The sequence below is a fragment of the Acidovorax sp. DW039 genome (assembly GCF_037101375.1).
GTDB lineage: Bacteria > Pseudomonadota > Gammaproteobacteria > Burkholderiales > Burkholderiaceae_C > Acidovorax.
Genome location: NZ_AP029019.1, coordinates 339,421 through 362,502, shown reverse-complemented (window position 1 = coordinate 362,502; position 23,082 = coordinate 339,421). Strand labels below are relative to the sequence as shown.

The 23,082-nt window shown below is 64.7% G+C and carries 21 protein-coding genes; 6 read left to right on the top strand and 15 right to left on the bottom strand.

Translation table 11 applies throughout. The features are described 5' to 3' along the window. The first annotated feature begins 78 nt into the window (after positions 1-78). A complete protein-coding gene (locus AACH87_RS01605) occupies positions 79-573 on the top strand; it encodes a glutathione peroxidase (protein WP_338796973.1) in 495 nt (164 codons plus the stop codon). Positions 574-696: 123 nt separating this feature from the next. Here the strand turns inward: AACH87_RS01605 and AACH87_RS01600 are convergent, their stop codons facing one another. From AACH87_RS01600 to AACH87_RS01550, 11 genes are all read right to left on the bottom strand, one after another. Beyond that, positions 697-1,431 (bottom strand): YafY family protein, encoded by a 735-nt coding sequence (locus AACH87_RS01600; RefSeq protein WP_338796971.1) that lies wholly within the window; start codon positions 1,429-1,431, stop codon positions 697-699. Between the two features lie 68 nt (positions 1,432-1,499). Then, complete coding sequence (locus AACH87_RS01595; protein ID WP_338796970.1) at positions 1,500-1,895, bottom strand: DUF3592 domain-containing protein; 396 nt, start codon at positions 1,893-1,895, stop codon at positions 1,500-1,502. A 339-nt stretch (positions 1,896-2,234) separates the two neighbouring features. After that, on the bottom strand, positions 2,235-2,720 hold the full coding sequence (locus tag AACH87_RS01590) for a GyrI-like domain-containing protein (RefSeq protein ID WP_338796969.1): 486 nt from the start codon (positions 2,718-2,720) through the stop codon (positions 2,235-2,237). Positions 2,721-2,851: 131 nt separating this feature from the next. Next, positions 2,852-3,697 (bottom strand): ProQ/FINO family protein, encoded by an 846-nt coding sequence (locus tag AACH87_RS01585; RefSeq protein WP_338796968.1) that lies wholly within the window; start codon positions 3,695-3,697, stop codon positions 2,852-2,854. Positions 3,698-3,814: 117 nt separating this feature from the next. Next, positions 3,815-5,131, bottom strand: coding sequence for an HD domain-containing phosphohydrolase (locus AACH87_RS01580; protein ID WP_338796967.1), 1,317 nt, complete (start codon positions 5,129-5,131; stop codon positions 3,815-3,817). Positions 5,132-5,317: 186 nt separating this feature from the next. Next, positions 5,318-6,565 (bottom strand): glycolate oxidase subunit GlcF, encoded by a 1,248-nt coding sequence (gene glcF, locus AACH87_RS01575; protein ID WP_338796966.1) that lies wholly within the window; start codon positions 6,563-6,565, stop codon positions 5,318-5,320. Positions 6,566-6,628: 63 nt separating this feature from the next. Further along, positions 6,629-7,474 (bottom strand): YoaK family protein, encoded by an 846-nt coding sequence (locus AACH87_RS01570; protein WP_338796964.1) that lies wholly within the window; start codon positions 7,472-7,474, stop codon positions 6,629-6,631. Positions 7,475-7,502: 28 nt separating this feature from the next. Continuing rightward, positions 7,503-8,621, bottom strand: coding sequence for a glycolate oxidase subunit GlcE (gene glcE, locus AACH87_RS01565; protein WP_338796962.1), 1,119 nt, complete (start codon positions 8,619-8,621; stop codon positions 7,503-7,505). A gap of 233 nt (positions 8,622-8,854) precedes the next feature. After that, positions 8,855-10,393, bottom strand: coding sequence for an ammonium transporter (amt, locus tag AACH87_RS01560; protein ID WP_338796960.1), 1,539 nt, complete (start codon positions 10,391-10,393; stop codon positions 8,855-8,857). A 32-nt stretch (positions 10,394-10,425) separates the two neighbouring features. Then, complete coding sequence (glnK, locus tag AACH87_RS01555) at positions 10,426-10,764, bottom strand: P-II family nitrogen regulator (protein ID WP_005800325.1); 339 nt, start codon at positions 10,762-10,764, stop codon at positions 10,426-10,428. 43 nt (positions 10,765-10,807) lie between these two features. Beyond that, the gene (locus tag AACH87_RS01550) at positions 10,808-11,539 is read right to left on the bottom strand and encodes a TorF family putative porin (RefSeq protein WP_338796958.1); all 732 of its coding nucleotides are present in this window, start codon (positions 11,537-11,539) and stop codon (positions 10,808-10,810) included. A 213-nt stretch (positions 11,540-11,752) separates the two neighbouring features. Between AACH87_RS01550 and AACH87_RS01545 the strand changes: the two genes are divergently transcribed. After that, the gene (locus AACH87_RS01545) at positions 11,753-13,297 is read left to right on the top strand and encodes a YifB family Mg chelatase-like AAA ATPase (protein WP_338796957.1); all 1,545 of its coding nucleotides are present in this window, start codon (positions 11,753-11,755) and stop codon (positions 13,295-13,297) included. A 2-nt stretch (positions 13,298-13,299) separates the two neighbouring features. Here AACH87_RS01545 and AACH87_RS01540 read toward each other — a convergent pair whose 3' ends face one another. Next, positions 13,300-14,079, bottom strand: coding sequence for an SDR family oxidoreductase (locus tag AACH87_RS01540; protein ID WP_338796956.1), 780 nt, complete (start codon positions 14,077-14,079; stop codon positions 13,300-13,302). A 125-nt stretch (positions 14,080-14,204) separates the two neighbouring features. Between AACH87_RS01540 and AACH87_RS01535 the strand changes: the two genes are divergently transcribed. Together AACH87_RS01535 and AACH87_RS01530 are read left to right on the top strand one after the other, a co-directional pair. Next, a complete protein-coding gene (locus tag AACH87_RS01535) occupies positions 14,205-15,107 on the top strand; it encodes a LysR family transcriptional regulator (protein ID WP_338796955.1) in 903 nt (300 codons plus the stop codon). 122 nt (positions 15,108-15,229) lie between these two features. Further along, the gene (locus AACH87_RS01530) at positions 15,230-15,745 is read left to right on the top strand and encodes a MarR family winged helix-turn-helix transcriptional regulator (protein WP_338796954.1); all 516 of its coding nucleotides are present in this window, start codon (positions 15,230-15,232) and stop codon (positions 15,743-15,745) included. A 224-nt stretch (positions 15,746-15,969) separates the two neighbouring features. On the opposite strand, the gene AACH87_RS01525 is transcribed toward AACH87_RS01530, so the two are convergent. From AACH87_RS01525 to AACH87_RS01515, 3 genes are all read right to left on the bottom strand, one after another. After that, positions 15,970-17,538, bottom strand: coding sequence for an acyl CoA:acetate/3-ketoacid CoA transferase (locus AACH87_RS01525; RefSeq protein WP_338796953.1), 1,569 nt, complete (start codon positions 17,536-17,538; stop codon positions 15,970-15,972). 82 nt (positions 17,539-17,620) lie between these two features. Further along, complete coding sequence (locus AACH87_RS01520) at positions 17,621-18,859, bottom strand: thiolase family protein (protein ID WP_338796952.1); 1,239 nt, start codon at positions 18,857-18,859, stop codon at positions 17,621-17,623. Between the two features lie 56 nt (positions 18,860-18,915). After that, complete coding sequence (locus tag AACH87_RS01515; RefSeq protein WP_338796951.1) at positions 18,916-20,121, bottom strand: thiolase family protein; 1,206 nt, start codon at positions 20,119-20,121, stop codon at positions 18,916-18,918. 208 nt (positions 20,122-20,329) lie between these two features. On the opposite strand from AACH87_RS01515, the gene AACH87_RS01510 reads away from it, so the two are divergent. Together AACH87_RS01510 and AACH87_RS01505 are read left to right on the top strand one after the other, a co-directional pair. Beyond that, positions 20,330-21,115 carry a crotonase/enoyl-CoA hydratase family protein gene (locus AACH87_RS01510; RefSeq protein ID WP_338796950.1) on the top strand — a complete coding sequence of 262 codons (786 nt, stop codon included), beginning with the start codon at positions 20,330-20,332 and terminating at the stop codon, positions 21,113-21,115. 70 nt (positions 21,116-21,185) lie between these two features. Further along, entirely contained in the window at positions 21,186-23,051 is a 1,866-nt protein-coding gene (locus tag AACH87_RS01505) for a feruloyl-CoA synthase (RefSeq protein ID WP_338796948.1), read from the top strand. Positions 23,052-23,082 lie beyond the last annotated feature (31 nt).

The following is a 23,082-nucleotide window of genomic DNA, read 5'->3' as shown; positions in this document are numbered from 1 at the left end:
GACCGCAGGCGCGCCCACAGATCTGCGGCTACCATGGCCCGCAGTCCCGTCTCCACCATCCACCCCTGCGGAGCTTTCATGTCCCAAGACATTTACGCGTTTGAAGCCCTGGACATTCAGGGCCACAGCGTGCCTCTGGCCCAGTTCCAGGGCAAGGCGCTGCTCATCGTCAACACGGCCAGTGCCTGCGGTTTCACACCGCAGTTTGCGGGGCTGGAACAGCTGCACAAAACCTATGCAGACCGCGGGCTGGTGGTGCTGGGGTTTCCCTGCAACCAGTTTGGTAGCCAGGACCCCGGCAGTAACGACGAGATTGCCAGCTTCTGCCAGCTCAACTACGGGGTGAGCTTTCCGATGATGGCCAAGGTCAAGGTCAATGGGCCAGAGGCTACGCCGCTGTACCAGTGGCTCACGGCAGAGGCACCGGGCATTCTGGGCAGCAAGGCCATCAAGTGGAATTTCACCAAGTTTCTGGTGGGGCGGGATGGCAAAGTCTTGCGCCGCTACGCCCCGCAAGATGCGCCCGCCAAGCTGGCGGCAGACATTGAAAAAGCGCTTGCCCAGCAGCAGTAAGTCTCACGACGCTGGCTACCGCACGTCCTTGATGGGGCCCGCACCCATCCGCTAAAGGCCACTGGGGTTATGGAAGCGCTTGCAAGGCTTCAACCGACTCAGCCCCCAGCCCGAACAGCCGTGTCACTGGTTCGGCAAACCGGGCCAGTCGCAAGCTGCTTCCGGGCCACGCTGCAGCCGTTCGGCCTCCACCTGCCGGAACATGTCCGCCAGGGTCTTGCCATCTTCATGGCGGAACTGCTCAGGCAGCACTTCCAGGCCCACGATGCGGTCCACGCGAAAGCCCCGAAAGTCCTGCCGCAGCTCGCACCAGGCCGACAGCGTCCACACCTTGCCCCAGTAAAAACAGCCCAGGGGGCGCAAACGGCGGGCGCTGGGGCGGCCCTGTACGTCGGCATAGTCAATGCGCACCACGTGGCGCGTGTTCACTGCCTCACGCAGGGATTGCAGCAGCACCTGTTCCCGCGGGCTCAGGCCCACCGGCGGTGCAAACAGGGCCTGCGACTCTGCGGCAGCACGGGCCGCGGGCGGGAGTACGGACAGGATCTTGCCCAGGGCGTTTTCCACCTCACGCGCCAGCCCGGGGTCCAGCCACGACTGGGCCACCCTTGCAGCGGCCACCACGGCGTTGGCTTCGCCCTGTGTGAGCATGAGCGGAGGCAGGTCAAACCCTGCACCAAGCCGGTAGCCCACACCCGCCTCGCCCTCAATGGGCACGCCCTGGTGCTGCAGGTCGGCCACATCACGGTAGATGGTGCGCTGAGATACCTCCAGCCGCTGTGCAAGAAAGGCAGCGGTAGACAGGCGCCTGCCGCGGATGAGCTGAACGATCTGGAACAAGCGGTCAGCGCGGCGCATGGACACCTCCGGTGGGCTGACCCCGATCCGTGTTCAAGCGCGCCCATTGAGGCGCACGACCGGACGCGTCAGAGAAAAAGCACGCCGCCAATGGCAATGGCCACACCCAGCAACATGGGCCACCAGGACGGATCGTCCTTCTCGAACACAAACTCGTAGGGATTGCGTTCATCGTACAAAACCTTCACGGGCTTGCCCGCCTTGAAGTCGTTCAACGCGGCTTCTGGAAACGAGCTGGACTTGTGGATCTTCTGCCCGGACGAGGTCGTGAAATCGAACTCTGCGGTGTAGGTTTTGGAACCCCGGCGCGAATGCTCTGTGTATTTGGAGATCGGCTCCACCACTGCTGCAGCCCCACGCTTGTGCAGGGACTTGTTGCGGGAGTAATCCTGGTAGCCAAAAATCAGAAAAGCCGCGCCAATCCCTACGCAGGCAATCTTCTTGAAGCCGCTGCTCAGTTCCATGTTTCACCCTCTCTCTGTGCTTTGCATACCGCACCGCATCCCGTCCTGGACGCACGGCGCTGGCAGTAGGCTGGCATTGTCTTACGCTGCTTAGGCGCTTGACGCACGGCCGACCAGCAAGAGAGGCCCGGAATACAACCCGCACCGGCAGGCTTGCGGAGCCGTAACGGATGCGGGGCATGGAGGCAATGCCCTTGGGCGCGGGGGGATTTGCTCCGAATTCCATAGCATGCCACGCACAACCAGCGTGCGCCGACTCCACCATTCGCATTTGTAACAAGTTGCGCAAGTGTCGCGCCGCTGCACCACGCGGTGAACCTTCATGCAGACGCACTGCCATCAGCCCCTCAACACCCCGATATGGATGGCCACGTGGTAAGGGCCCGCATAGGCTTCAAAGTCGGTGCCAAAGCGGCGTTGCACCTCAGGGTGCGCCTCAAAGTAACGCCACACAGCGCCCCAGGCGTCAATGACCAGTTGCGGCATGTGTCCCTCGGCTTCAAACACCAGGTAGTCCCCGGCCTGCACATCCACCACCGTGGCACCCGGCATAGGTTGGTGGTCCGATGGCGCGGCGACACCCGCGGTGACATCAAAAGCCCCGCGGTGGTCTGATTCGTAACGGCTGTACACACCAAACACCCGACCATCGTTGCCGGGCGGCGGGAGCTTGTGCTCCCAGCTTTCGCTGAAGAAGCGGTCCCATAGCGGGCCGATGCGGCCTGTGGCGGGGTCCGCCTCGGCTGCATTGGTCGTGCGGGTGCTGATCCCGGCGACACGAAACGAAGAAACGGAAATCGCCTGGGGCGAAATATGGTTTTGCATCCTGCACTCCCTGTATGTATCTACAGGGTCTGCATGGTGCCTGAGCCTACTGACACCGTTATGTCAGCAGGCTGGCACAGTCCACCGCAAAAAGCCGCAGCACTCCACCAGGCCCCGGCTGGGGCCCACCCTCAAGCCGCGCCAGTACTGGCAGGCTGGGCTGATGCGGCACGGGCCGCCAGTTTGCGCGCGCGCTCCAGCTGCTGGCCGGTGGCACGGGGGTCCATGCCGTACATGTCTGCAAACTGCTCCAGCGTGCTGCCGCTGGCCTCAAAGGCGCGCAGCAGGGCCTCGGCCTTGGCGTTGCGCGCCGACCATTCGGCAAATGCCTCTTCCAGGATGGCGTTGACCGCGTCGTCGCGGCTCATCACCAGCTCGGTGTAGGCCTCGCGCGTAAAGCCAGAAGCCTCGAAGTTCGCCATCATGCGGTTGCGCAGCTTGGGCAGCAGGTCTTCGGTCGCGCGGCCCTTCTGGTTCTTGCGGCGGCGGTACACCTCCAGCAAGGCATGGTGCACATGCTCAGGGGCCATGGCCTCGACGGGCTGGCCTTGCAGGTCATGGCGCTTTTCGCCTGCAGCCACTGCCTGTAGATAACGCGTGCTGCGGGTATGGATACCCAGGGCCACCTTGAGCGCCTCGCGCTCAAACGCATCGGGATGGGCCGCGAGCAGATCCTGAAAAATGCCGCGCTTGAGGGGACGGAATACGGCACCGAACAGGTGGGGGTACAAGGCGGCCAGCTGCTCCAGAACAGGATGCACACGCGGAGCTGCAGGAGCGGACGAAGCAGGAGCCGCTGCTGCAGCGTTTTCTGTATTGCGTGAGGCCCGGTCTTTACCTCCACGGCGGCCACGCTGGCGAGCGGGGCGTTCGGTCACAGGGGTAGTTGCCGCACTTTCACCGGCGGCCGCAACAGGGGCTGGCCCAGCATCCACAGGCTGAGGGGCAGCAACAACTTCAGGCACAGATTCGGTCATGGCGGTCAACGTCTTCGCAAGTTGAGAAACAAGAAACCCTCCATCATGCCACTGAAGGCTTCTCAGCGTGCCAGCGAATCCCTCACTCGGCCGCGCGTTTCGCCACGCAAGCGCCCCTCAACAAAGAGATTCGACGCTGAGCGGAATATGCAGCGACTGCCACAAGGGCGACAAGATTTCCCGCTCCAGGGGGGATATCTGCTCGGCCAGCAAAAGGCATTCACGGTCCAGATCGCGCAGACGCTGCCCCAGTTCACGGTCTGCCATGTGCAACTCCAGACGCTCACGCGAAGTGATCTGGGCATGCTCTGCGCCCCAATAGCCCAAAGAGTTCCAGGCGACCTTCAATCGCTCCAGCCTGACCCGCGCCAGATCAGCAATGTCCAGTGCGGGCCCCGTTCCCCCCAGCGCCCTCAGCTGTTCTCCAAGTTCGAGCGCAAGCGAGGTTCGCTGGCGAATCTCTTCCAGAGGATTGCTGGACAGTGACGCAGGGGCAGGAACATCGGGCGCTACAGGCTCTTTCAGGTGATACGCCATATTGCTGATGAAACCGGCGTACTGCGCATCGAACTCACCGGGCACCACCCGCAGCGCAAAGCTGGCACGAAACAGTGGCTCCCACTGGGCGCGTGCAATGCCCAGAGTGACTTCTGTCACCGCCAGCATGCGCCCCAGCGGTGACAAATCGGGTTGGAGCAATCGGGCGGGGTAGCCCGATCCGTTGAGCCGTTCATGGTGCTCACCTACCGCACGGCCTATGGCCCGCGGGTAATCCGTAGTGCTATCAAGCAGCAACTGGGCTACGCGAGGATGCACCACCAGATGCTTGTGCCCCAGAAGGTCCATGGGCCGCCCCAGGTCCAGATATTCAGGCTGGATGTAGATTTCCCCGATGTCGTGCAGCAGTCCGGCCAGCATGGCCATGCGTACATCCAGCGTCTGCCCGAGGTACTTCATGGCCATGGCCCCCATCAGGGCCATGGCTTGCACGGCGTGGGCCACCATCTCCGGGCGGTTGGCCAGCGCGGTGGTCAGCAGCAACTGGGCCACAGAGTGCAGGGGCAATTGCCGCATGTGCTGCACCAAAGGTGCGGCCCAAGGTCGCAATCCCTCAGAAAGAGCAGTGGACTCTCCCATGAACCGCGCAAAGTCATCCTGCAAGGTGACAAGGGTGACGCCATCTTCTGCAGCCAGACAGGACTCCAGCGGCTTGCTGAGCTTGCGTTCCAGCAAGCGCTGCTGAAGGGCTGCAGACACGGGCTGGCTCTTGGCCCAGAGCTTGACTCCCCGTACATCTACGATGTCTTCGGAAGCCACAATGCTGTAAATCTCTGCGGCCCTGACGATGGCATTCAATGCCACCGGGTTGGCCACACTGCCCGCTTGAGAATCCGCTGCCGCGGTACTGCTCTGCCTGATGTGTGCGTTCTGCATTGCGTTCAGTGACCCCTCTTTGTCACCTGATTGTGTATGGAGAAACTCTTCGCGCTCACGACAAATTGGGGCGGCGTGGGGGGGCTACAACAAGTCTGGACACAAAGGTCTGACTCAGCCGCGATGGCCTTCTGTCTTCAGCCCTCCCAACACCCTGATAGACGAGTACGGTAACCCGTCAAAACACTACATCAGCGCTTCGTCCAGCACCTCCACCCAATGCCGCACTGGCGTGCCCGTGCCGCTTTGCAGGTGGCTGATGCAGCCGATGTTGGCCGACAGGATCACATCGGGAGGTTGTTCGCCAAACGCCTGGGCCAGCACGTCCAGCTTGCGGTCGCGCAGCGGGTAAGACAGCTCGGGGTTCAGCACGGAGTAGGTGCCTGCGGAGCCGCAGCACAGATGGGACTCATTGCGCGCAGCGCGCAGCTTGAAGCCCAACTGGTTCAGGTGCGTCTCCACGCCCCCCCGCAGCTTTTGGCCGTGCTGCAGCGTGCAGGGCGGGTGGTAGGCGTAGAGGGTGTCGGGCTGCTGCACGCGGCCCTGGAGCTTGCGGGCCAGCTCGGGCAGGAGTTCTGGCAGCAGCTCGGAGAGATCGCGGGTGAGGGCGCTCACGCGTTCGGCTTTGGCAGCGTAGGCAGGGTCGTCCTTGAGCAGGTGCCCGTATTCCTTGACGGTGACGCCGCAGCCTGAGGCATTCATCACAATGGCCTCGACGCCGCCGGACTCCACCAGCGGCCACCACGCGTCAATGTTGGCGCGCATCTCGGCCTTGCCGCCTTCCTGGTCGTTGAGGTGGAACTTCACCGCACCGCAGCAGCCAGCCTTGGCCGCCACCACCGTCTGGATGCCTGCGGCGTCTAGCACACGGGCAGTGGCGGTGTTGATGCTGGGCATCATGGCGGGCTGCACGCAGCCCGCCAGCATCAGCACCTTGCGGGCATGCTGGCGTGTGGGCCAGGCCCCGGCGGGCCGGGGCTGGGGCACCTTGGCTTTGAGCGCGGCAGGCAGCAGGCCACGCACCGCCTGCCCGGCTTTCATGGCGGGGGCAAAGAGGGGGGAAGGCAGGCCTTCCTTCAACGCCCAGCGCAGTGCCTTCTCTGCAGCGGGGCGCGGTACTTTTTCATCCACGATCTTGCGGCCGATGTCCACCAGGTGGCCGTACTGAACGCCGCTGGGGCAGGTGCTCTCGCAGTTGCGGCAGGTCAGGCACCGGTCCAGGTGGGTCTGCGTGGCACGTGTGGGCTCAGCACCCTCCAGCACCTGCTTGATGAGGTAGATGCGCCCCCGCGGGCCGTCCAGCTCATCGCCCAGCAACTGGTAGGTGGGGCAGGTGGCCGTGCAGAAGCCGCAGTGCACGCATTTGCGCAGGATGGCTTCGGCTTCCTGCCCATCGGGGCGGGCGGCGTATTCAGGGCTCAGTTGGGTCTGCATGGTGCGTGCCTGGGAGAGGGATCGGAGGGGGCTGGCTCGGTGTGCTGGCTGAGGGTCGCGCGGCTAAGGTTTGTGGCCGCCGCCCGGCGCAGGTGTGGTGTCGCGGTTCTGATCGGCTGCCGGGGCCGCAAGGGCCGCAGGGGCAGCCATAGGGCGCCCCCGCAGCATGAGGCGCAGGCGCACCCGGTCAGCCCACAGTGGGGGCAGCGACAGGGTGAGCAGCACCACCGCCAGCGGCACCACAAACACAAAGCCCACATGCTTGAACCCTGCAGCGCCTACAAGCCCACCGCAGAGGAACATGGTGGCCAGCCCGGCAAAGAGCCACAGCCGTTCGCGGTTGGCGTGCACATGGTGTTCTGGCGTGGTGCCCTGGCGGTTCCAGTAGAGCATCTTGCCCATCTCGATGCCCAGGTCCGTCACCACGCCCGTCATGTGGGTGGTGCGGATCTGGGCGGAAGACATCTTGGTGACCACCGCGTTCTGCAGGCCCATCAGGTAGGCCAGCAGCAGCACTGTGAGCGGAACGGAAAACGGGGTGCGCCAGCCCAGGGTGATGGCGCCCATCAGGCCGAAAAGCAGCAACAGCACAGCCTCCAGCAACAGCGGCAGGGCGTAGGTGCTGCGCAGGCGGTGGTGGCGCGCCCAGTTGACCAGAATGGCCGTGCTGCCCGCGCCAGACATGAAGGCCCACAGAGCCCCTACTGCCCCGAGCACCAGCTTCATGTTGCCCAGCACCAGGTTGTCGGCCAATGACGAGAGGAAGCCCGTCATGTGGGACGTGTACATGTGCACCACCAGAAAGCCCCCCGCATTCACAGCCCCGGCGTTGAATGCCAGCAGCAAGCCCAGCACCCGGTTGCTGGCAACCGTGCGGTGGTGACCCGTGAGATGGCGCAGGCGACGCATGGAAAAGGGAAGCCGGAAACGCGGACGCCTACCAGTGCGCCGACAGGCGACCCGGATTGAAGATGCCCGCGGGATCAAACGCCTGCTTGAGGCGAGCGTGGATATGCGCCAGCGCGGAAGACTGAGGCAAAAATTGGCCGCTACCGCCCGATGGACCAGCGCAAGCAGCTACAAAAACAGTAGCACTCCCACCCACCGCCTGGGCAGCCGCCTGCAGCGCATCGGCCGCATCGGCAGGGGCCTGCACCCAGCGCAGGGCACCATGCCACTCCACCAGCACACGGGTGGCCGCAGGCAGGGTGAGTACGGGTGCGGTGGCGGGCAGGGACAGGCGCCACAGCGCAAGCCCGGGCTGGTGGGCGCGCTCGGCAAACCAGGGCAAGGTCTGGTTGCGGCAGGCCGTCCAGTCCGGGGCGGCCAGTGCGTTGTCGATGCGCGTGCCGCCCATGGTTTTGCAGGCGGCCTCCACCGCAGCAGCGGCCCCGCGCAGGCGCACGTACAGGGTGCCCACAGGTGCCTGGGCTTCTTGCACCCAGCAGCTGGCATTCAGGGGCAGCGGCTGCGCGCCCCAGGTGTGCAGTTTGCGCAAGGCGTCGGCCTGGTTGCATTCAAAACGCAGGGTGGCTTCGGCCGCAGTCACGGGCAGCACTTTGAGGCTCACTTCCGTCAGCAGGCCCAGCGTGCCCCACGACCCGGCCATCAGCCGAGACACGTCGTACCCCGCCACGTTCTTCATGACCTGGCCGCCAAAGGTAAGCCACTCTGCCTTGCCGTTGACGAGCGACACACCCAGCACATAGTCGCGCACCGCGCCCACGCTGGCCCGCGCAGGGCCTGACAGCCCCGCAGCCACCATGCCCCCCACCGTGGCACCGGGGCCGAAGTGGGGTGGCTCAAAGGGCAGGCACTGGCCTTTTTCGGCCAGCACGGCTTCCAACTCTGCCAGAGAGGTGCCGGCCCGTGCGGTCACCACCAGCTCGCTCGGCTCGTAGCTGACGATGCCCGAGAGGCTGCGGGTGTCCAGCACGTCGCCGTTCAACGCCCGTCCATGAAAGTCCTTGGTGCCCCCGCCCCGGATACGCAAGGGGGCATGGTCTGCGGCGGCTGCGCGCACGCGCTCAACAATCTGGGCAAGGGCTTGGTCCATGGGGCAGCATCGTAGCGTCTGCGCCTGCGCTACGCAGCCCCGTGCGGCGTGAATTTTTTGAACAAGGCCTGTGCAGGTTCTTGGAACAAGCCTGCCCCTGCGCCCCTGCAGGGCAAGCAGACATAAAAAAAGGGCCCACCTGCGGGGTGGGCCCAACTCTTGAGGAGACTCTCGCTAAAAAATCATTGGGGCGGTTGCAGCACCACCAGACACTGCAACCGGTGGTCCCCCAATCAACGGTTGTAAGCCGTTTCGCCGTGGGAGGTGATGTCCAGGCCTTCGCGCTCGTCTTCTTCAGACACACGCAGACCCACCACCAGATCCACCACCTTGTAGGCAATGAAGGACACCACGCCAGACCAGACGATGGTCAGCAGCACGGCCTTGGCCTGTGTCCACACCTGTGCGGCGATGGAGTAGTCGGCAGCCGTCACCATGGAAGCTGTCACCCAGTCGGCCACGTAGCCGGGGCCGCCCAGCGAAGGCGAGTTGAACACGCCGGTCAGCAGCGCACCCACGATACCGCCCACACCGTGCACGCCGAACACGTCCAGCGAGTCATCGGCACCCAGCAGCTTCTTGAGGCCATGCACACCCCACAGGCAGGCAAAACCACCCACCAAGCCGATCACCAGCGCACCGCCGATACCGACGTTGCCGGCTGCAGGCGTCACGGCCACGAGACCTGCCACCGCGCCAGACGCGGCACCCAGCATCGAAGCCTTGCCACGCATCAGCGCTTCACCCATGCACCAGGCCAGCACGGCTGCAGCCGTAGCCACCAGCGTGTTGATGAAGGCCAGGGCAGCAAAGCCGTTGGCTTCCAGGGCCGAGCCTGCGTTGAAGCCGAACCAGCCCACCCACAGCAGCGAAGCGCCTACCATGGTCAGTGTCAGGCTGTGAGGAGCCATGGCTTCCTTGCCGTAGCCAATGCGCTTGCCCACCATGAAGGCGCCGACCAGGCCCGCCACAGCGGCGTTGATGTGCACCACGGTGCCGCCAGCAAAGTCCAGCGCGCCCCACTGCCAGATCTGGCCAGCCTTGCCGTTCATGCTGTCCACCACGTCCTTGGCGGTGTAGGCGTCAGGACCCATCCAGAACCACACCATGTGGGCGATGGGCAGGTAGCTGAAGGTGAACCACAGCACCATGAACAGCAGCACGGCAGAGAACTTGATGCGCTCGGCAAAGGCACCCACGATCAGTGCGCAGGTAATGCCGGCGAAAGTGGCCTGGAAGGCTGCGAACGTGACTTCAGGAATCACCACGCCCTTGCTGAAGGTAGCGGCATTGGCAAAGGTGCCAGCCACGTTGTCCCAGATGCCTTTCATGAACAGGCGGTCAAACCCGCCAATGAAGGCACCACCCTCGGTGAACGCCAAGCTGTAGCCATAGATGAACCACAGCACGGTGATCAGCGAGAACGTGACCATCACCTGCATCAGCACAGACAGCATGTTCTTGCTGCGGACCAGGCCGCCGTAGAACAGCGCCAGGCCAGGCAGCACCATCAGGATCACCAGGATGGTGGAGACCATCATCCAGGCTGTATCGCCCTTGTTGGGCACGGGAGCAGCAGGCGCAGCCTCGGCAGCGGCGGACGCTGCAGCCGCAGGGGCAGCAGCGGCTACCGGAGCGGCGGCGGGGGCTGCATCAGCCGCAGCCGATGCGGTGGCGGCCGCTGGCTCGGCAGCAGGCGCCTGGGCCAGAGACAGGGTGCCCGCCGTCAGCAGGCTCAGTCCCAGTACGAAAGAAGCAAGCAGTTTTTTCATGGCGTTTTCTCTCTGTGTGATGCGGCTGGCCCTTACAGGGCTTCCTTGCCGGTTTCGCCAGTGCGGATGCGCACCACCTGTTCCAGGTGGGTCACGAAAATCTTGCCGTCACCGATCTTGCCGGTGCGGGCTGCGCCTTCGATGGCTTCGATCACGCGGTCCACCAGGTCGTCCGCCACAGCGGCTTCAATCTTGACCTTGGGGAGAAAGTCCACGACGTATTCAGCGCCACGGTACAGCTCGGTATGACCCTTCTGGCGTCCGAAGCCTTTGACTTCAGTCACCGTGATGCCTTGCACCCCGATGTCCGACAGGGCTTCACGCACCTCGTCGAGCTTGAAGGGTTTGATGATGGCTGTCACCATTTTCATGTTCATGTCCTCCGATGTAAGCGCCCGTGGCGCTCACAGGTGTTTACAGGGTTTTGGTCAGCGTGACAATCACGCGCGATTTGTTGACGGGGCCAAAGAAGTTCTTCTTGGTGGCGCCCACCACGGCAGCACCCAGCGACAGGCCGCTGCCAAAGTCGTAGGCACCGCCCACGCTGTAGTCCATGAAGTTGGGAGTACCCGTGTCCTTGATGTCGCTGGCAAAGCGGGTGAAGCCCACCGAAGCCTTCGCCGTAACCTTGGGCAGCACTTCCTGAGCGAATGCGATGTTCAGGTAACCCGTGTTGGTGCCCTTGCGGCCTGTGCCCAGCTTGTTGCCGGCAAAGCCGAAGTAGTCCTTGGAGATGGTGTGCGAGTACTTGGCAGTGAAGGGGCCGTAGCTGGCTGCGCCATACAGCTCCGTGGTGTTGCCCAGCGAGTTGCCTGGGTACACATAGGTGAGCGCACCTACGTCCAGATCGACTTCACCCGCCTTGAATTTGTAGCCACCGTAGAAATCCATCTCCAGCGAGTTGCTGGTGAGCCAATCCACGCTGGAATTCCAGTTGCCCAGGTAAAAGCCGGTGTCGCCAAAGGTATAGTCAAAACCACCCTGCAGTGCGGGCTTGACGGCCTTGACCTTGCTGGCGTCCTGATCCTGGCCACGGAACTTGTAGTTTGTGGTCACGCTGACGTTGCCGGTAAGTTGCGCGCTGGCCAACAGGGGCAGCGCAGCAGCGAGGGCAACGCCCAGGGTCTTGATAGAAGTGCGAATCATGTTTCCTCCGGTTGGACAAAGTAGGGACAAGGGCTTTAAGCACAGACCGTGCCACAACCTGTTGCATTTGAAAATTGAATGCCTTGGAACCGGGACTGATCCTTTGCGCAAAGCGGTGCAAGTTCTTTGTGCGCACGCACTTGCGTGGTGCAACTGCGCCCTATCGCCTGCACGGGGCCACTGGAACGCACCCATCTGGGGAGAAAGTTACACATGAGTCTTGCATTGGTGCAAAGCCGCGCCCTTCTGGGGCTTCAGGCACCGCCCGTCACCGTGGAAGTGCATCTGGCCAACGGCCTGCCCAGCTTCACGCTGGTGGGTTTGGCGGACGTGGAAGTGAAGGAAGCGCGCGAGCGGGTACGTTCCGCCCTTCAGAACGCGGGGTTGGAGTTCCCCCACAACAAGCGCATCACCGTCAACCTGGCACCGGCAGACCTTCCCAAGGATTCAGGCCGGTTTGACTTGCCCATCGCCATGGGCATCCTGGCCGCCAGCGGGCAGGTGGACGCGCAGCGGCTGCAGGGGTACGAATTTGCGGGCGAACTGTCCCTGTCGGGCGAATTGCGCCCGGTGCGCGGCGCGCTGGCCACCAGTCTGGCCCTGGCAGCGCAGCAAGTGCGCGTGCAGATGGTGCTGCCGCCCGGCAGCGCCGAGGAAGCAGCGCTGGTGCCCGATGCCCAGGTCGTGCGCGCGCGCCACCTGCTGGACGTGGTGCGGGCTTTTCTGCCACCGGGCAGCACCGCCGGTGGCGATGCTGATGTAGACAACGACGGCTGGTGCCGCCTGCAGCCCACCCCACTCTCTGCAGCCGCCACCGGCCCCGACATGGCCGATGTGAAAGGCCAGGCTGCCGCCAAGCGGGCGCTGGAGATTGCAGCAGCCGGGGGGCATAGCGTGCTGATGCTGGGGCCACCGGGCTCCGGCAAATCCATGCTGGCCCAGCGCTTTGCCGGGCTGCTGCCGCCCATGACCGTGACCGAGGCGCTGGAGAGCGCCGCCGTGGCCAGCCTGGCCGGGCGCTTTGACCCGAGCCGCTGGGGCGTACGGCCCACGGGGCAGCCGCATCACACGGCATCGGCGGTTGCACTGGTCGGAGGCGGCTCACCCCCCAAACCCGGAGAAATCTCCCTGGCCCATCAAGGCGTGTTGTTTTTGGACGAGCTGCCGGAGTTTCCCCGGGCCGCGCTGGAGGCCCTGCGCGAACCGCTGGAGACAGGGCACATCACCATCTCCCGCGCGGCGCAGCGGGCGGATTTTCCGGCACGCTTCCAGCTGGTGGCGGCCATGAACCCCTGCCCTTGCGGCTTCCTCGGGTCCAGCCAGCGGGCCTGCCGCTGCACGCCCGATCAGGTGTCGCGCTACCAGGGCAAGCTCAGCGGCCCGCTGCTGGACCGCATAGACCTGCATGTGGATGTGCCCGCCCTGCCCGCAGAGCAACTGCTCAAGGCACCGCAGGGAGAAGGCACCGAGGCCATTCGCGAGCGGGTGGTGCAGGCCCGGCAACGCGCCATGCAACGCCAGGGCAGCACCAACCAGGCGCTGCAGGGCCAGGCCATTGACGAGCACCTGCACTTGGACGACACCGCCGCCAAATTCCTGAACACCACGGCAGCCCGGCTGGGCTGGTCTGCACGCAGCACCCACCGCGCCCTGAAGGTGGCGCGGACCATTGCCGATCTGGCGGGTGCCGAGCGCACCGAGGTCAGCCATGTGGCGGAAGCGGTGCAATACCGGCGTGGGCTGCACGCGCCCGGTTGAAATTACAGGAACATGCCTCCCGAGGCCTCGATGCGCTGGGCGTTTACCCAGCGGGTGGCGGGTTGCAGCAGTGACGCGACCAGCGGGCCAATATCCTCGGGCAGGCCGACGCGGCCCAGCGCAGTCTGGGATGCGACAAAGGCGTTGAGCTGCGCGTTGTCACGCACGGCTCCGCCGCCAAAGTCCGTCTCGATGGCGCCGGGGGCCACTACATTCACCGCAATGCCGCGGGGGCCCAGCTCCTTGGCCAGATAGCGGCTCAGCACCTCAACACCACCCTTCATGGCCGCATAGGCGGCGTAGCCCGGCAGCGCAAAACGAGCCAGCCCGGATGACAGGTTCAGGATGCGTCCCCCATCGTTCATGAACGGCAACAAGGTCTGCGTCAAAAAGAAAACCCCCTTCAGATGCACATTCACCAGCGCATCAAACTGCGCCTCGGTGGTCTCTGCAAACGGAGCATGCACCCCCATGCCAGCGTTGTTGACCAGAAAGTCGAAGCGTTCGCGCTGCCAATGGGTTCGCAACGCCTGGCCGAGCTGAGCGGCAAACGCGGGAAAGCCCGCAACGTTTCCCACCTCCAGCGGTAGCGCCACCGCGCGGCGACCGAGCGCCTCGATCTCGGCCACCACGGTCTGGGCCTCTGCGGCCTGCTGGCGATAGGTGAGCACAACGTCAATACCGCTGCGCGCGGCGGCCAGAGCCGCACTGCGGCCCAAGCCCCGGCTGGCACCGGTGATGAGAACAATGGGGGTGGAAGCAAGGTCTTGAGGCTGGTTCATGGAAGTGTCCTGCGAAGTGATGGAGTACCCGACACGCCGTGTGACGGGCTGCCATGAACTTTATTGATGGTTAAAAATGCCATAAAGCCTGCAAAATGCGATTCATTGTCCAAATTAAATAAACAATGAACCCACTGGACCGGATGCAGATCTTTGCGCGCGTGGCGCAGTTGAACAGCTTCACGCAGGCTGCCCAGGTACTGGGCATTCCCAAAGCCAGCGCCTCGCTGGCCGTTCAACAGCTGGAGACCCAACTGGGAACACGCCTGTTGCACCGAACCACCCGGCGGGTACAGCTGACGCAGGACGGCCAGGCGTTCTATGAACGCTGCCGGGATGTTCTGGACGATGTGGACGAGCTGCAGGCCATGTTTCACCAGCAGCCGGGGTCCGCCCTGCGCGGCAGGGTACGCATCGACATGTCCACGGGTGTGGCGCGCTACATGGTGCTTCCGCACTTGCCAGCGCTGCTGGAGCAGCACCCCCAGCTCGAAGTGGAAGTCAGCAGCACCGACCGCCGCGTTGATCTGGTACGCGAGGGTTTTGACTGCGTGATCCGCATCGGCGCGGTGGCGGAGGCCGGGCTGGTGGCAAGGCCGCTGGGCATGGTGCGGGTAGCGACGTGCGCCAGCCCTGCCTATCTGGCCCGGCGGGGCACGCCCCAGACATTGGAAGACCTGGCCCACCACGAACTGGTCCACTACGTCAGCACGCTGGGCAGCAGATCGCAGGGGTTTGAGGTGCAGGAGGGCGACGGCGTCAGGTTCATCCCCATGGCCGGGAGGATCACCGTCAACAGTGCGGAAGCCTACCTGGGCGCCTGCCTGGCAGGCCTGGGGCTGATCCAGGTCCCCCTGCTGGGGGCCCAGGAACTGGTGGAGCAAGGGCGGCTCGTGCCAGTGCTGGAGCACCACCCGCCTCCGGCCATGCCGGTCAACTTGTTGTATGCCCACCGCCGCCACCTGCCCCAGCGGGTGCGCGCCGTGATGGACTGGCTGGCCAGCGTGGTGCAGGCCAGGCTGGTCTGACCAGACGCCTTGGCAGCCATGTGTTTGATAGCCGGTAGCGCTGGATCAAAAAGAGCCACAACCCACCTCATTAGAATCGTTTGAAAGCTGCGCACCGGCGCACCGTTGCATCTCACCATTCCATGGCTCGCCGCACCCGACAACTCCCTCCGCCCCCTTCGCCAACCGATGCAGACACCAGCGTGCTGGACGTCGCACCGCCCCCATCTGTCGATGCGGTAGACACCAGCTACCTGCGCACGCTGGTGGGCTATAACGCCCGCCGCGCCTCGCTGGCCATCATTGAGGTGTTCATGGAGCGCATGGCGGTCTATGGGCTCAAGGTGGTGGATTTTTCCGTGCTGTCGCTGGTGGCGCACAACCCTGGCATCACGTCGCGCCAGCTCTGCGCCACGCTCAATGTGCTGCCACCCAACCTGGTGGGCTTGATCGCCTCATTGGAGCGGCGCGGGCTGATTGAACGCCACCCCCACCCCAGTGACGGGCGCGCCATGGGCGTGCACCTCACGCCTGCGGGCGCGGAGCTGACGGCGCAGGCCGAGCACACGGCCGCGCAACTGGAAGTGGACGCCACAGCGCGGCTGACCAGCACCGAGCGCAAGACTCTGATCCGCCTGCTGCAGAAGATTTACGACTAGGAACCTGCTCAACGAGCCGCTCGCACCACGCGGCGAAGGGGCGCGGGCCAGCCGCTCCGCCGCAGGCGGTGCCAAAGAACGCACAAAGCCCTTGCTGGGCTTCTCTCAACGGGAAACCCGGGCAAGGGCAAAACACGAAAAGGTGGTGGCACTGCAGTGCCACGCACAGCCGGGCTGCTCACTATTGTGGCTCCCGGCTTGCAAAGGCCTGATCGCGGCCCCGCTCAAACCTTCTGTCTGCTGGCCATCAACGGAGCCAGCCCACCCCACTGGGCCTGGAACAGCGCCGCATCCATGGTGCGCACATTGCGCATCAGGGGCTTGAAGCCCATGTGGGCAAGCACGTCGCGCTCCAGGTCCACCCCCGGCGCAATCTCGGTCAGCTCCAGCCCTTCGGTGGTGAGCTGGAACACGGCCCGCTCGGTCACAAACAGCACGTCCTGCTGGCGCTGTGCCGCATCAAGCCCGTTGAAGGTGATCTGCTCGACCTTGTCGATGAACTTGCGCGACTTGCCTTCCTTCACGATGGTCAGGCGGCCATCGGCTACCTGCACCTCCAGCCCGCCTGCGGTGAAGGTGCCGCAGAACACCAGCTTCTTGGTGGAGCGGGTGATGTTGATGAACCCGCCGCAACCCACAGGGCGGCCGTTGAACTTGCTCACGTTCACGTTGCCCTGGTTGTCGGCCTGGGCCAGGCCCAGGAAGCTCGCGTCCAGCCCACCGCCGTCGTAGAAGTCGAACTGCAGCGATTGCTCGATGATCGCGTCCGCGTTGTAGGCCACGCCAAAGTCGCCCAGCTGCGCAGGAATGCCGCCGGTGATGCCGCTTTCAATGCTCAGGGTCAGCAGGTCGGCCACGCCCTCTTCTGCCGCCACCGAGGGCACGCCTGCCGGAATGCCAATGCCCAGGTTGGTGATGGCGCCGGGCTGCAGCTCCATGGCGCAGCGGCGGGCGATGACCTTGCGCTCGTCCAGGGGCATGGGCTCCAGCGAGTTCACGGGCACGCGCACGTCGCCACTGAAAGCGGGGTTGAACTGGGTGGCAATGGTCTGCATGTGGTTCTCTGGCTGGCTCACCAGCACGTAGTCCACCGACACGCCGGGCACCTTCACCGCCTTGGGGTGCAGGGTGCCGGCCTTCACGATGCGCTCCACCTGCACGATCACGATGCCGCCGCAGGCCTTGGCCGCGTGGGCAATGTTGATCTGCTCCAGCAGCATGCCTTCCTTGTCGAGCGTGATGTTGCCCTTTTCATCAGCCAGCGTGCCGCGGATGATGGCCACATCGATCTTGGGCGCGGGGTAGTACAGCCACTCTTCGCCGTTGAACTCCACCAGTTTCACCAAGTCTTCGCTGCAGGTGCTGTTGAGCTTGCCGCCTTCGATGCGCGGGTCCACAAACGTGCCCAGCCCCACCTTGGTCAGCAGGCCAGGGCTGCGGCTGGCAATGTGGCGCGTGAGGTGCGAGAGGCTGCCTTGCGGAAAGTTGTACGCCTCCACCTGGCCCTCGTAGACCATCTTCATCATCTCCGCGCCCGTCTGCCCGAAGTGGCCCGCCACGGTGCGGCGGATCATGCCGGGGTGCGCAAAGTGCACCATGCCCGCATCCTTGCTGTTGCCGATGGCACCGCAGGCCCAGGTGGTCAGGTTGCGGGGGTGGCCGGTTTCGAGAAAACTCTTTTCCACGCCCTTGAGGACTTCCTCCGGCAGGCTGGTCACGGCCAAGCCGCCCAGGAAGATGGTGGCGTTGTCAGGAATCAGGGCGCCCACCTGGGCTGCGGTGATGATTTTCATGGTGATCTTCGGTTGAATACTATGAATTTGATAGCTGCTTACGCTTATTCCATATGCGCTGGAAGCCGATTTCTCATAAATTTCAGGCTTCCGGGTTTTCAATCAGCAGCGCAATGCCCTGCCCACCGCCCACACAGGCGCTGGAGATGCCCCAGCGCAGGCCACGGCGGCGCAGCTCGCGTGCCAGCGTCACCGTCAGGCGCACACCGGTGGCGGCCAGCGGGTGGCCCAGGGCAATCGCGCCGCCGTTCACGTTGAGCTTGTCCAGGTCCAGTCCCAACTCGCGGCCCACGGCCAGCGTCTGCGCGCCCTGGGCTTCGTTGATTTCGAACAGGCCAATGTCCTGCAGGGTGAGGCCGGTGGTCTGCAGCAGGGCACGAATGGCCGGGGCCGGGCCAATGCCCATCAGCTCGGGGGGCACGCCCACCGCCGCTGCGCCGCGCAGATGCGCCAGTGGCTTGAGGCCGCGCCGCGCCACATAGCCGTTGCTGGCCACCACGGCACCCACGGCACCATCCACCAGGGCCGAGCTGTTGCCCGCCGTTTGCACGCCACCGGGGTACACGGTGCGCAGCGTGGCCAGCGTCTCTGCCGGTGAGGGGCGGGGGTGGGTGTCTTTGGTCAGGGCCTCCACCTTGCGCGGCAGCGTGATGCCCCGGTGGGCGTAGCCTTCCAGCGCAAACTGCTCGGTTACCACGGGCACGATCTCGCCCTCAAAAAAGCCCTCGGCCTGCGCACGCACCGCGCGCGTAAACGACTGCGATGCAAAGGCATCCACCTCGGCACGGGTGATGCCGTATTTCTTGGCGAGGTTCTCTGCGGTCTCGATCATGGTCACGGGGCCTGCCGTGTCGTTCAAGGCCTCGACCAGAAAGTCCTTGAACTCCACCGGAGCCCCCAGCCGGAAGCCGCTGCGGTGGGTGTAGGCCGCAATCGGGTTGCGCGTCATGGACTCGGTGCCCACCACCAGCGCCACCTCGGCATAGCCCAGCGCAATCTGGTCTGCCGCCTGGCGAAACAGCTCAAAGCCCGTGCCACAGATGCGCTGCACCAGGATGGAAGGCACCGCCTGCGGCACACCGGCATACAGGCCGATGTGGCGGGGCAGCACGTAGGCATCAAAGTCCGCCTGCGCCATGGAGCCGGTGATGACCGAATCCACATCCTGCGCGGGCACGCCCGAGCGCTCCAGCACCGCGCGCGCCACCTTGATGCCCATGTCGGTGGGCGAGACATGGCCCAGCGGGCCGCAGTAGTCCACCAGCGGGGTGCGCACCCCATCGACCAGACAGGCATCCAGGCGAGCAGCAAAAGCTTTCATAAGAGGTTCCGTTCCCAAAGATCGATGCAGTTCATGCGGTGATGCAGCCCGTGCGTTCAGCCCTTGCGGCTGTCCATCACGCGCAGGGCCATGGCAAAGCCGGTGTCGCCCGCAGCGCAGCCAGTGAACAGGCCTACACCGCCCCCGCGCAGCACCAGCTCCTCGATCATTTCGACGATGGCGCGCAAGCCCGTGGGTGCCTGGGGGTGGCCCCAGATGATGGAGCTGCCGTAGTTGTTCATGCGCTCCCAGGCAAAGCCGGTGTCGCGCGCCAGGGCGATGTCGTTCACGGCAAAGGGGTTGTGCGTCTTGATGGCGTGCACATCGCCCACTGCCAGCCCTGCTGCCTTGAGCGCATTGAAGGCCGCGGGCGAGGGCGCCATGGGCATGTAGCCGGGCTCCACCCGGGACATGCCAAAGCCCAGGATTTCCACCTCGATGCCCGGATCGCGCGAGGCCGCGCGGGCCCGCTCGCGGGTGGTCACGATGGCCCCGGCGTTGCCATCGGCCGGGTGGGTCTGCCCGCCAAACGTGACCGTGCCGCCTTCCAGCACGGGCTTGAGCTTGGCCAGCCCCTCGGCGGTGGTGGGAAACACGCCCTCGTCCGCCGCCAGCACGCCCGTCTGCTTGCGGAATTTCGCGTCCGAGATCGGCACATCCACCATGTAGCGCTTCTGGAACGCGCGGTCATCCGCCAGCGCCTGCTGGTATTGCTGGTAGCGGTGCAGCTTGAGGGCGTGCTGCTCCTCGGTGGTGATGCCGTAGCGCTTGGCCACGTTCTCACCGGTCTGGATCATGGGGTTCTTGGCGTAGGGGTCGTGGCCCATGTTGTCGGGCACCCAGTGCTCGGTGATGCCGTAGCCGCCGGTGCCCGTGGGGTCGGGGTAATACACCACCGGGCCGTTGGACTGGCGGTCGCACATCACCAGCAGCGCGCTGGTGGCCGTGCCGCAGGCCACCTCTTGCGCAGCCATCTGCAGCGCCCGCACGCTGGTGGCGCAGGCCTGCTGCACCGTGGGCCCGGCCACCCGGTCAATGCCCATGAGGCCCGTTACCCAGGGCAGGCCGTAGAAGCTGCCTTTTTGCGGGTTGGTCAACCCCAGAATGGCCAGATCCACCTGCGTCAGGTCGTAACCCCGCTCTGCCATGGCCTGCTTGCCCACCTGCGCAGCCAGGGGCAGGGCATTGAGGTGCGCCAGCGAACCCTGCCATTTGGCAAACGGGGTGGACCAATAGATTCCGTAGGGGATGAACGCGTTCATGAAAGCTCTTTCTGCGGCGCGGTGTGGCCGATGATCTGCACGCAGCGCCCCGTGCGGCACAGGCCGCTGCGGATCGCCTATTTAGTTATACATAATAACCATTATGCCGATCTCGGGGGCTAGGGAAAGCACTGATGAACTTGTCCTCAAACTACCTTGTTTTGGTTATTTTTCATAATCATAATTTTTACAACTCAATCGCAACACCATGACCACTAATCCCGATCTCCAGCTGGAACTGCGCGGCCCACAGAACAACATTGCCGTGATCCGGCTGGCCCGTCCCACCAAGCGCAATGCCCTGAACGACGGGCTCATCCTGGCGCTGCGCGACCTGATGGACAACCTGCCCGAAGGCGTGGGTGCCGCCGTGATCCATGGCGAAGGCGACCATTTCTGCGCCGGGCTGGACCTGAGCGAGCTGAAGGAGCGCGACGCGGGCCAGGGCCTGCAGCACTCCCGCATGTGGCACACCGCGCTGGAGCGCGTGCAGTTCGGCCCCGTGCCCGTCATCGCTGCGCTGCACGGTGCCGTGGTGGGTGGCGGGCTGGAACTGGCAAGTAGCTGCCACATCCGCGTGGCCGACGAGACCACGTTCTATGCGCTGCCTGAAGGCTCGCGCGGCATTTTTGTGGGCGGGGGTGGTTCGGTGCGCATTCCGCGCCTGATCGGCACCGCCCGCATGATGGACATGATGATGACGGGCCGCGTCTACAACGCTGTCGATGGCGAAAAGGCAGGCTTTGCCCAGTACCTCGTGCCCACCGGCACCGCGTTTGACAAGGCGCTGGAGCTGGCAGGCCGCATTGCCCAGAACGCACCGCTAACCAACTACGCGCTGATGCACGCCCTGCCCCGCATTGCCGAGCAGCCCAGCGACCAGGGCCTGATGGCCGAAGCCATGATGGCCGCCATTGCCCAGAGCGCCCCCGAAGCCAAGGCACGCGTGCGCGCCTTCCTCGAAGGCAAGGCCGCCAAGGTCAGCAAAGACTGACCCCGCCCTTTCAGCGCCCCTGCCTGCACTGCATTGACCAGCACCTGACCCGCGCCTCCCCCCAAAGCCCATGGCCCACCACCCTGCCCCCCGCTACCGCCCCCTGCGCTTCGGCGTGACCGAAGTGACAACCCGCCCCGGAGCCGATGGCGTGGTCTACGTGCGTGCCACGCAAGACCTGCAGCCCCACCCCGTGCGGCTGACAGACCGCCTGGCGCACTGGGCCGAAACCACGCCCGACCGCACCTGGATGGCGCAGCGCGTGAAGAACGCGGACGGCAGCCTGGGCGACTGGCGTCACATCAGCTACCGCGAGGCCTGGGCATCCGCCCGCCGCATTGCCCAGGCATTGCTGAGCCGCAACCTGAGTGCCGACCGCCCCGTGGTCATGCTCAGCGAAAACGATCTGGAGCACGCCCTGCTGTCGCTGGGCTGCCTGGTGGCGGGCGTGCCGCAGTGCACGGTGTCTGCCGCCTACTCCACCGTGAGCAAGGACTACGACAAGCTGCGCCATGCCGTGAACACCCTCACGCCCGGCTTGGTGTTTGCCAGCTGCGCCGAGCGCTTTGGCCCTGCGATTGAGGCCACCGTGGGTGCCGATGTGGAAGTGGCGCTAATCGAAGGCACGCTGCCCGGCCGCAGCACCACGCCATTCAACGCCCTGTTGGCCACCGAAGCCACGCCCGCCGTGGACGCTGCACACGCTGCCATCACGCGGGACAGCATTGCCAAGTTCATGTTCACCTCGGGCTCCACCAAGGCGCCCAAGGCCGTGATCATCACGCACGGCATGTGGACGGCCAACCTGCAGCAGATGAACCAGTCCATGCCCGTGCTGACGGAAGGAGACTTGGTGCTGGTGGACTGGCTGCCGTGGAACCACACCTTTGGCGGCAACCACAACTTCGGCATCGTCATCTACAACGGTGGCACGCTGTACCTGGACGAAGGCCGGCCCACGCCCGCAGGCATGGCCGAGACCATCCGCAACCTGCGCGAGATCGCGCCCACGGTGTACTTCAACGTGCCCACGGGTTTTGAGGTGATTGCGCACACGATGAAGACCGACGCCCAGCTGCGCAAGAACCTGCTCAGCCGCGTGAAGATGTTCTTCTTTGCCGCCGCCGCGCTGTCGCAGCCCATCTGGGACGCGCTGTTCGAAGTGGCCGAGCAGGAGGTGGGCGAGCGCATCGTGATGAACACCGGCCTGGGCATGACCGAAGGCTGCCCCTTCTGCCTGGCGGTGAACAGCCCCTTTGTGCAAGCGGGCGACATTGGCGTGCCCACACCAGGGCTGGAGCTAAAGCTGGTGCCCATCGACGGCAAGATCGAGGTGCGCTACCGCGGCCCCAACATCACGCAAGGCTACTGGCGCAACGCCGAAGCCACCCGCGAGGCGTTTGACGAGGAAGGCTTCTATTGCTCGGGCGACGCGGTGAAGTGGATCGACGAAGCCGACCTGAACCGGGGCCTGAAGTTCGACGGCCGCATTGCCGAGGACTTCAAGCTCTCTACCGGCACCTTCGTGAGCGTGGGGCCGATGCGCGCCAAGATCATCGCCGCCTGCGCACCCTATGTGCAGGACGCCGTCATCACCGGCATCAACCTCAAGGAAGTGGGCGCGCTGCTGATTCCCACACCGCACGTGCGCACCCTGGCGGGCCTGCCGGGCGATGCCAGCCTGCAGCAGGTGCTGGAGAGCGCCCCTGTGCAGCAATATTTTCAGAACGCGCTGAACCAGCTGGCCGCGCAGGCCACCGGCAGCGCCACCCGCGTGGCCCGCATGCACCTGATGGCAGCGCCCCCGTCGCTGGACAAGGGCGAGATCACCGACAAGGGCTCCATCAACCAGCGTGCCGTGCTCAAACACCGCGCCAACCTGGTGGAAGCCATGCACGAAGGCAAGCTGCCCTTCACCCTCGTGCTCCAGAAATAAACCGCACTGAACGATTACCCAAGGACAAACA

Excerpts from the sequence above, each read along its gene's own strand:
- AACH87_RS01520 (WP_338796952.1), bottom strand. The coding sequence starts at position 18,859 with ATGAAAGCTTTTGCTGCTCGCCTGGATGCCTGTCTGGTCGATGGGGTG.
- AACH87_RS01525 (WP_338796953.1), bottom strand. The coding sequence starts at position 17,538 with ATGAAAATCATCACCGCAGCCCAGGTGGGCGCCCTGATTCCTGACAAC.
- AACH87_RS01585 (WP_338796968.1), bottom strand. The coding sequence starts at position 3,697 with ATGACCGAATCTGTGCCTGAAGTTGTTGCTGCCCCTCAGCCTGTGGAT.
- AACH87_RS01550 (WP_338796958.1), bottom strand. The coding sequence starts at position 11,539 with ATGATTCGCACTTCTATCAAGACCCTGGGCGTTGCCCTCGCTGCTGCG.
- AACH87_RS01505 (WP_338796948.1), top strand. The coding sequence starts at position 21,186 with ATGGCCCACCACCCTGCCCCCCGCTACCGCCCCCTGCGCTTCGGCGTG.
- amt (WP_338796960.1), bottom strand. The coding sequence starts at position 10,393 with ATGAAAAAACTGCTTGCTTCTTTCGTACTGGGACTGAGCCTGCTGACG.
- AACH87_RS01600 (WP_338796971.1), bottom strand. The coding sequence starts at position 1,431 with ATGCGCCGCGCTGACCGCTTGTTCCAGATCGTTCAGCTCATCCGCGGC.
- AACH87_RS01530 (WP_338796954.1), top strand. The coding sequence starts at position 15,230 with ATGGCTCGCCGCACCCGACAACTCCCTCCGCCCCCTTCGCCAACCGAT.
- AACH87_RS01580 (WP_338796967.1), bottom strand. The coding sequence starts at position 5,131 with ATGCAGAACGCACACATCAGGCAGAGCAGTACCGCGGCAGCGGATTCT.
- AACH87_RS01570 (WP_338796964.1), bottom strand. The coding sequence starts at position 7,474 with ATGCGTCGCCTGCGCCATCTCACGGGTCACCACCGCACGGTTGCCAGC.
- glcF (WP_338796966.1), bottom strand. The coding sequence starts at position 6,565 with ATGCAGACCCAACTGAGCCCTGAATACGCCGCCCGCCCCGATGGGCAG.
- glnK (WP_005800325.1), bottom strand. The coding sequence starts at position 10,764 with ATGAAAATGGTGACAGCCATCATCAAACCCTTCAAGCTCGACGAGGTG.
- AACH87_RS01535 (WP_338796955.1), top strand. The coding sequence starts at position 14,205 with ATGAACCCACTGGACCGGATGCAGATCTTTGCGCGCGTGGCGCAGTTG.
- AACH87_RS01595 (WP_338796970.1), bottom strand. The coding sequence starts at position 1,895 with ATGGAACTGAGCAGCGGCTTCAAGAAGATTGCCTGCGTAGGGATTGGC.
- AACH87_RS01510 (WP_338796950.1), top strand. The coding sequence starts at position 20,330 with ATGACCACTAATCCCGATCTCCAGCTGGAACTGCGCGGCCCACAGAAC.
- AACH87_RS01540 (WP_338796956.1), bottom strand. The coding sequence starts at position 14,079 with ATGAACCAGCCTCAAGACCTTGCTTCCACCCCCATTGTTCTCATCACC.
- AACH87_RS01605 (WP_338796973.1), top strand. The coding sequence starts at position 79 with ATGTCCCAAGACATTTACGCGTTTGAAGCCCTGGACATTCAGGGCCAC.
- glcE (WP_338796962.1), bottom strand. The coding sequence starts at position 8,621 with ATGGACCAAGCCCTTGCCCAGATTGTTGAGCGCGTGCGCGCAGCCGCC.
- AACH87_RS01515 (WP_338796951.1), bottom strand. The coding sequence starts at position 20,121 with ATGAACGCGTTCATCCCCTACGGAATCTATTGGTCCACCCCGTTTGCC.
- AACH87_RS01545 (WP_338796957.1), top strand. The coding sequence starts at position 11,753 with ATGAGTCTTGCATTGGTGCAAAGCCGCGCCCTTCTGGGGCTTCAGGCA.
- AACH87_RS01590 (WP_338796969.1), bottom strand. The coding sequence starts at position 2,720 with ATGCAAAACCATATTTCGCCCCAGGCGATTTCCGTTTCTTCGTTTCGT.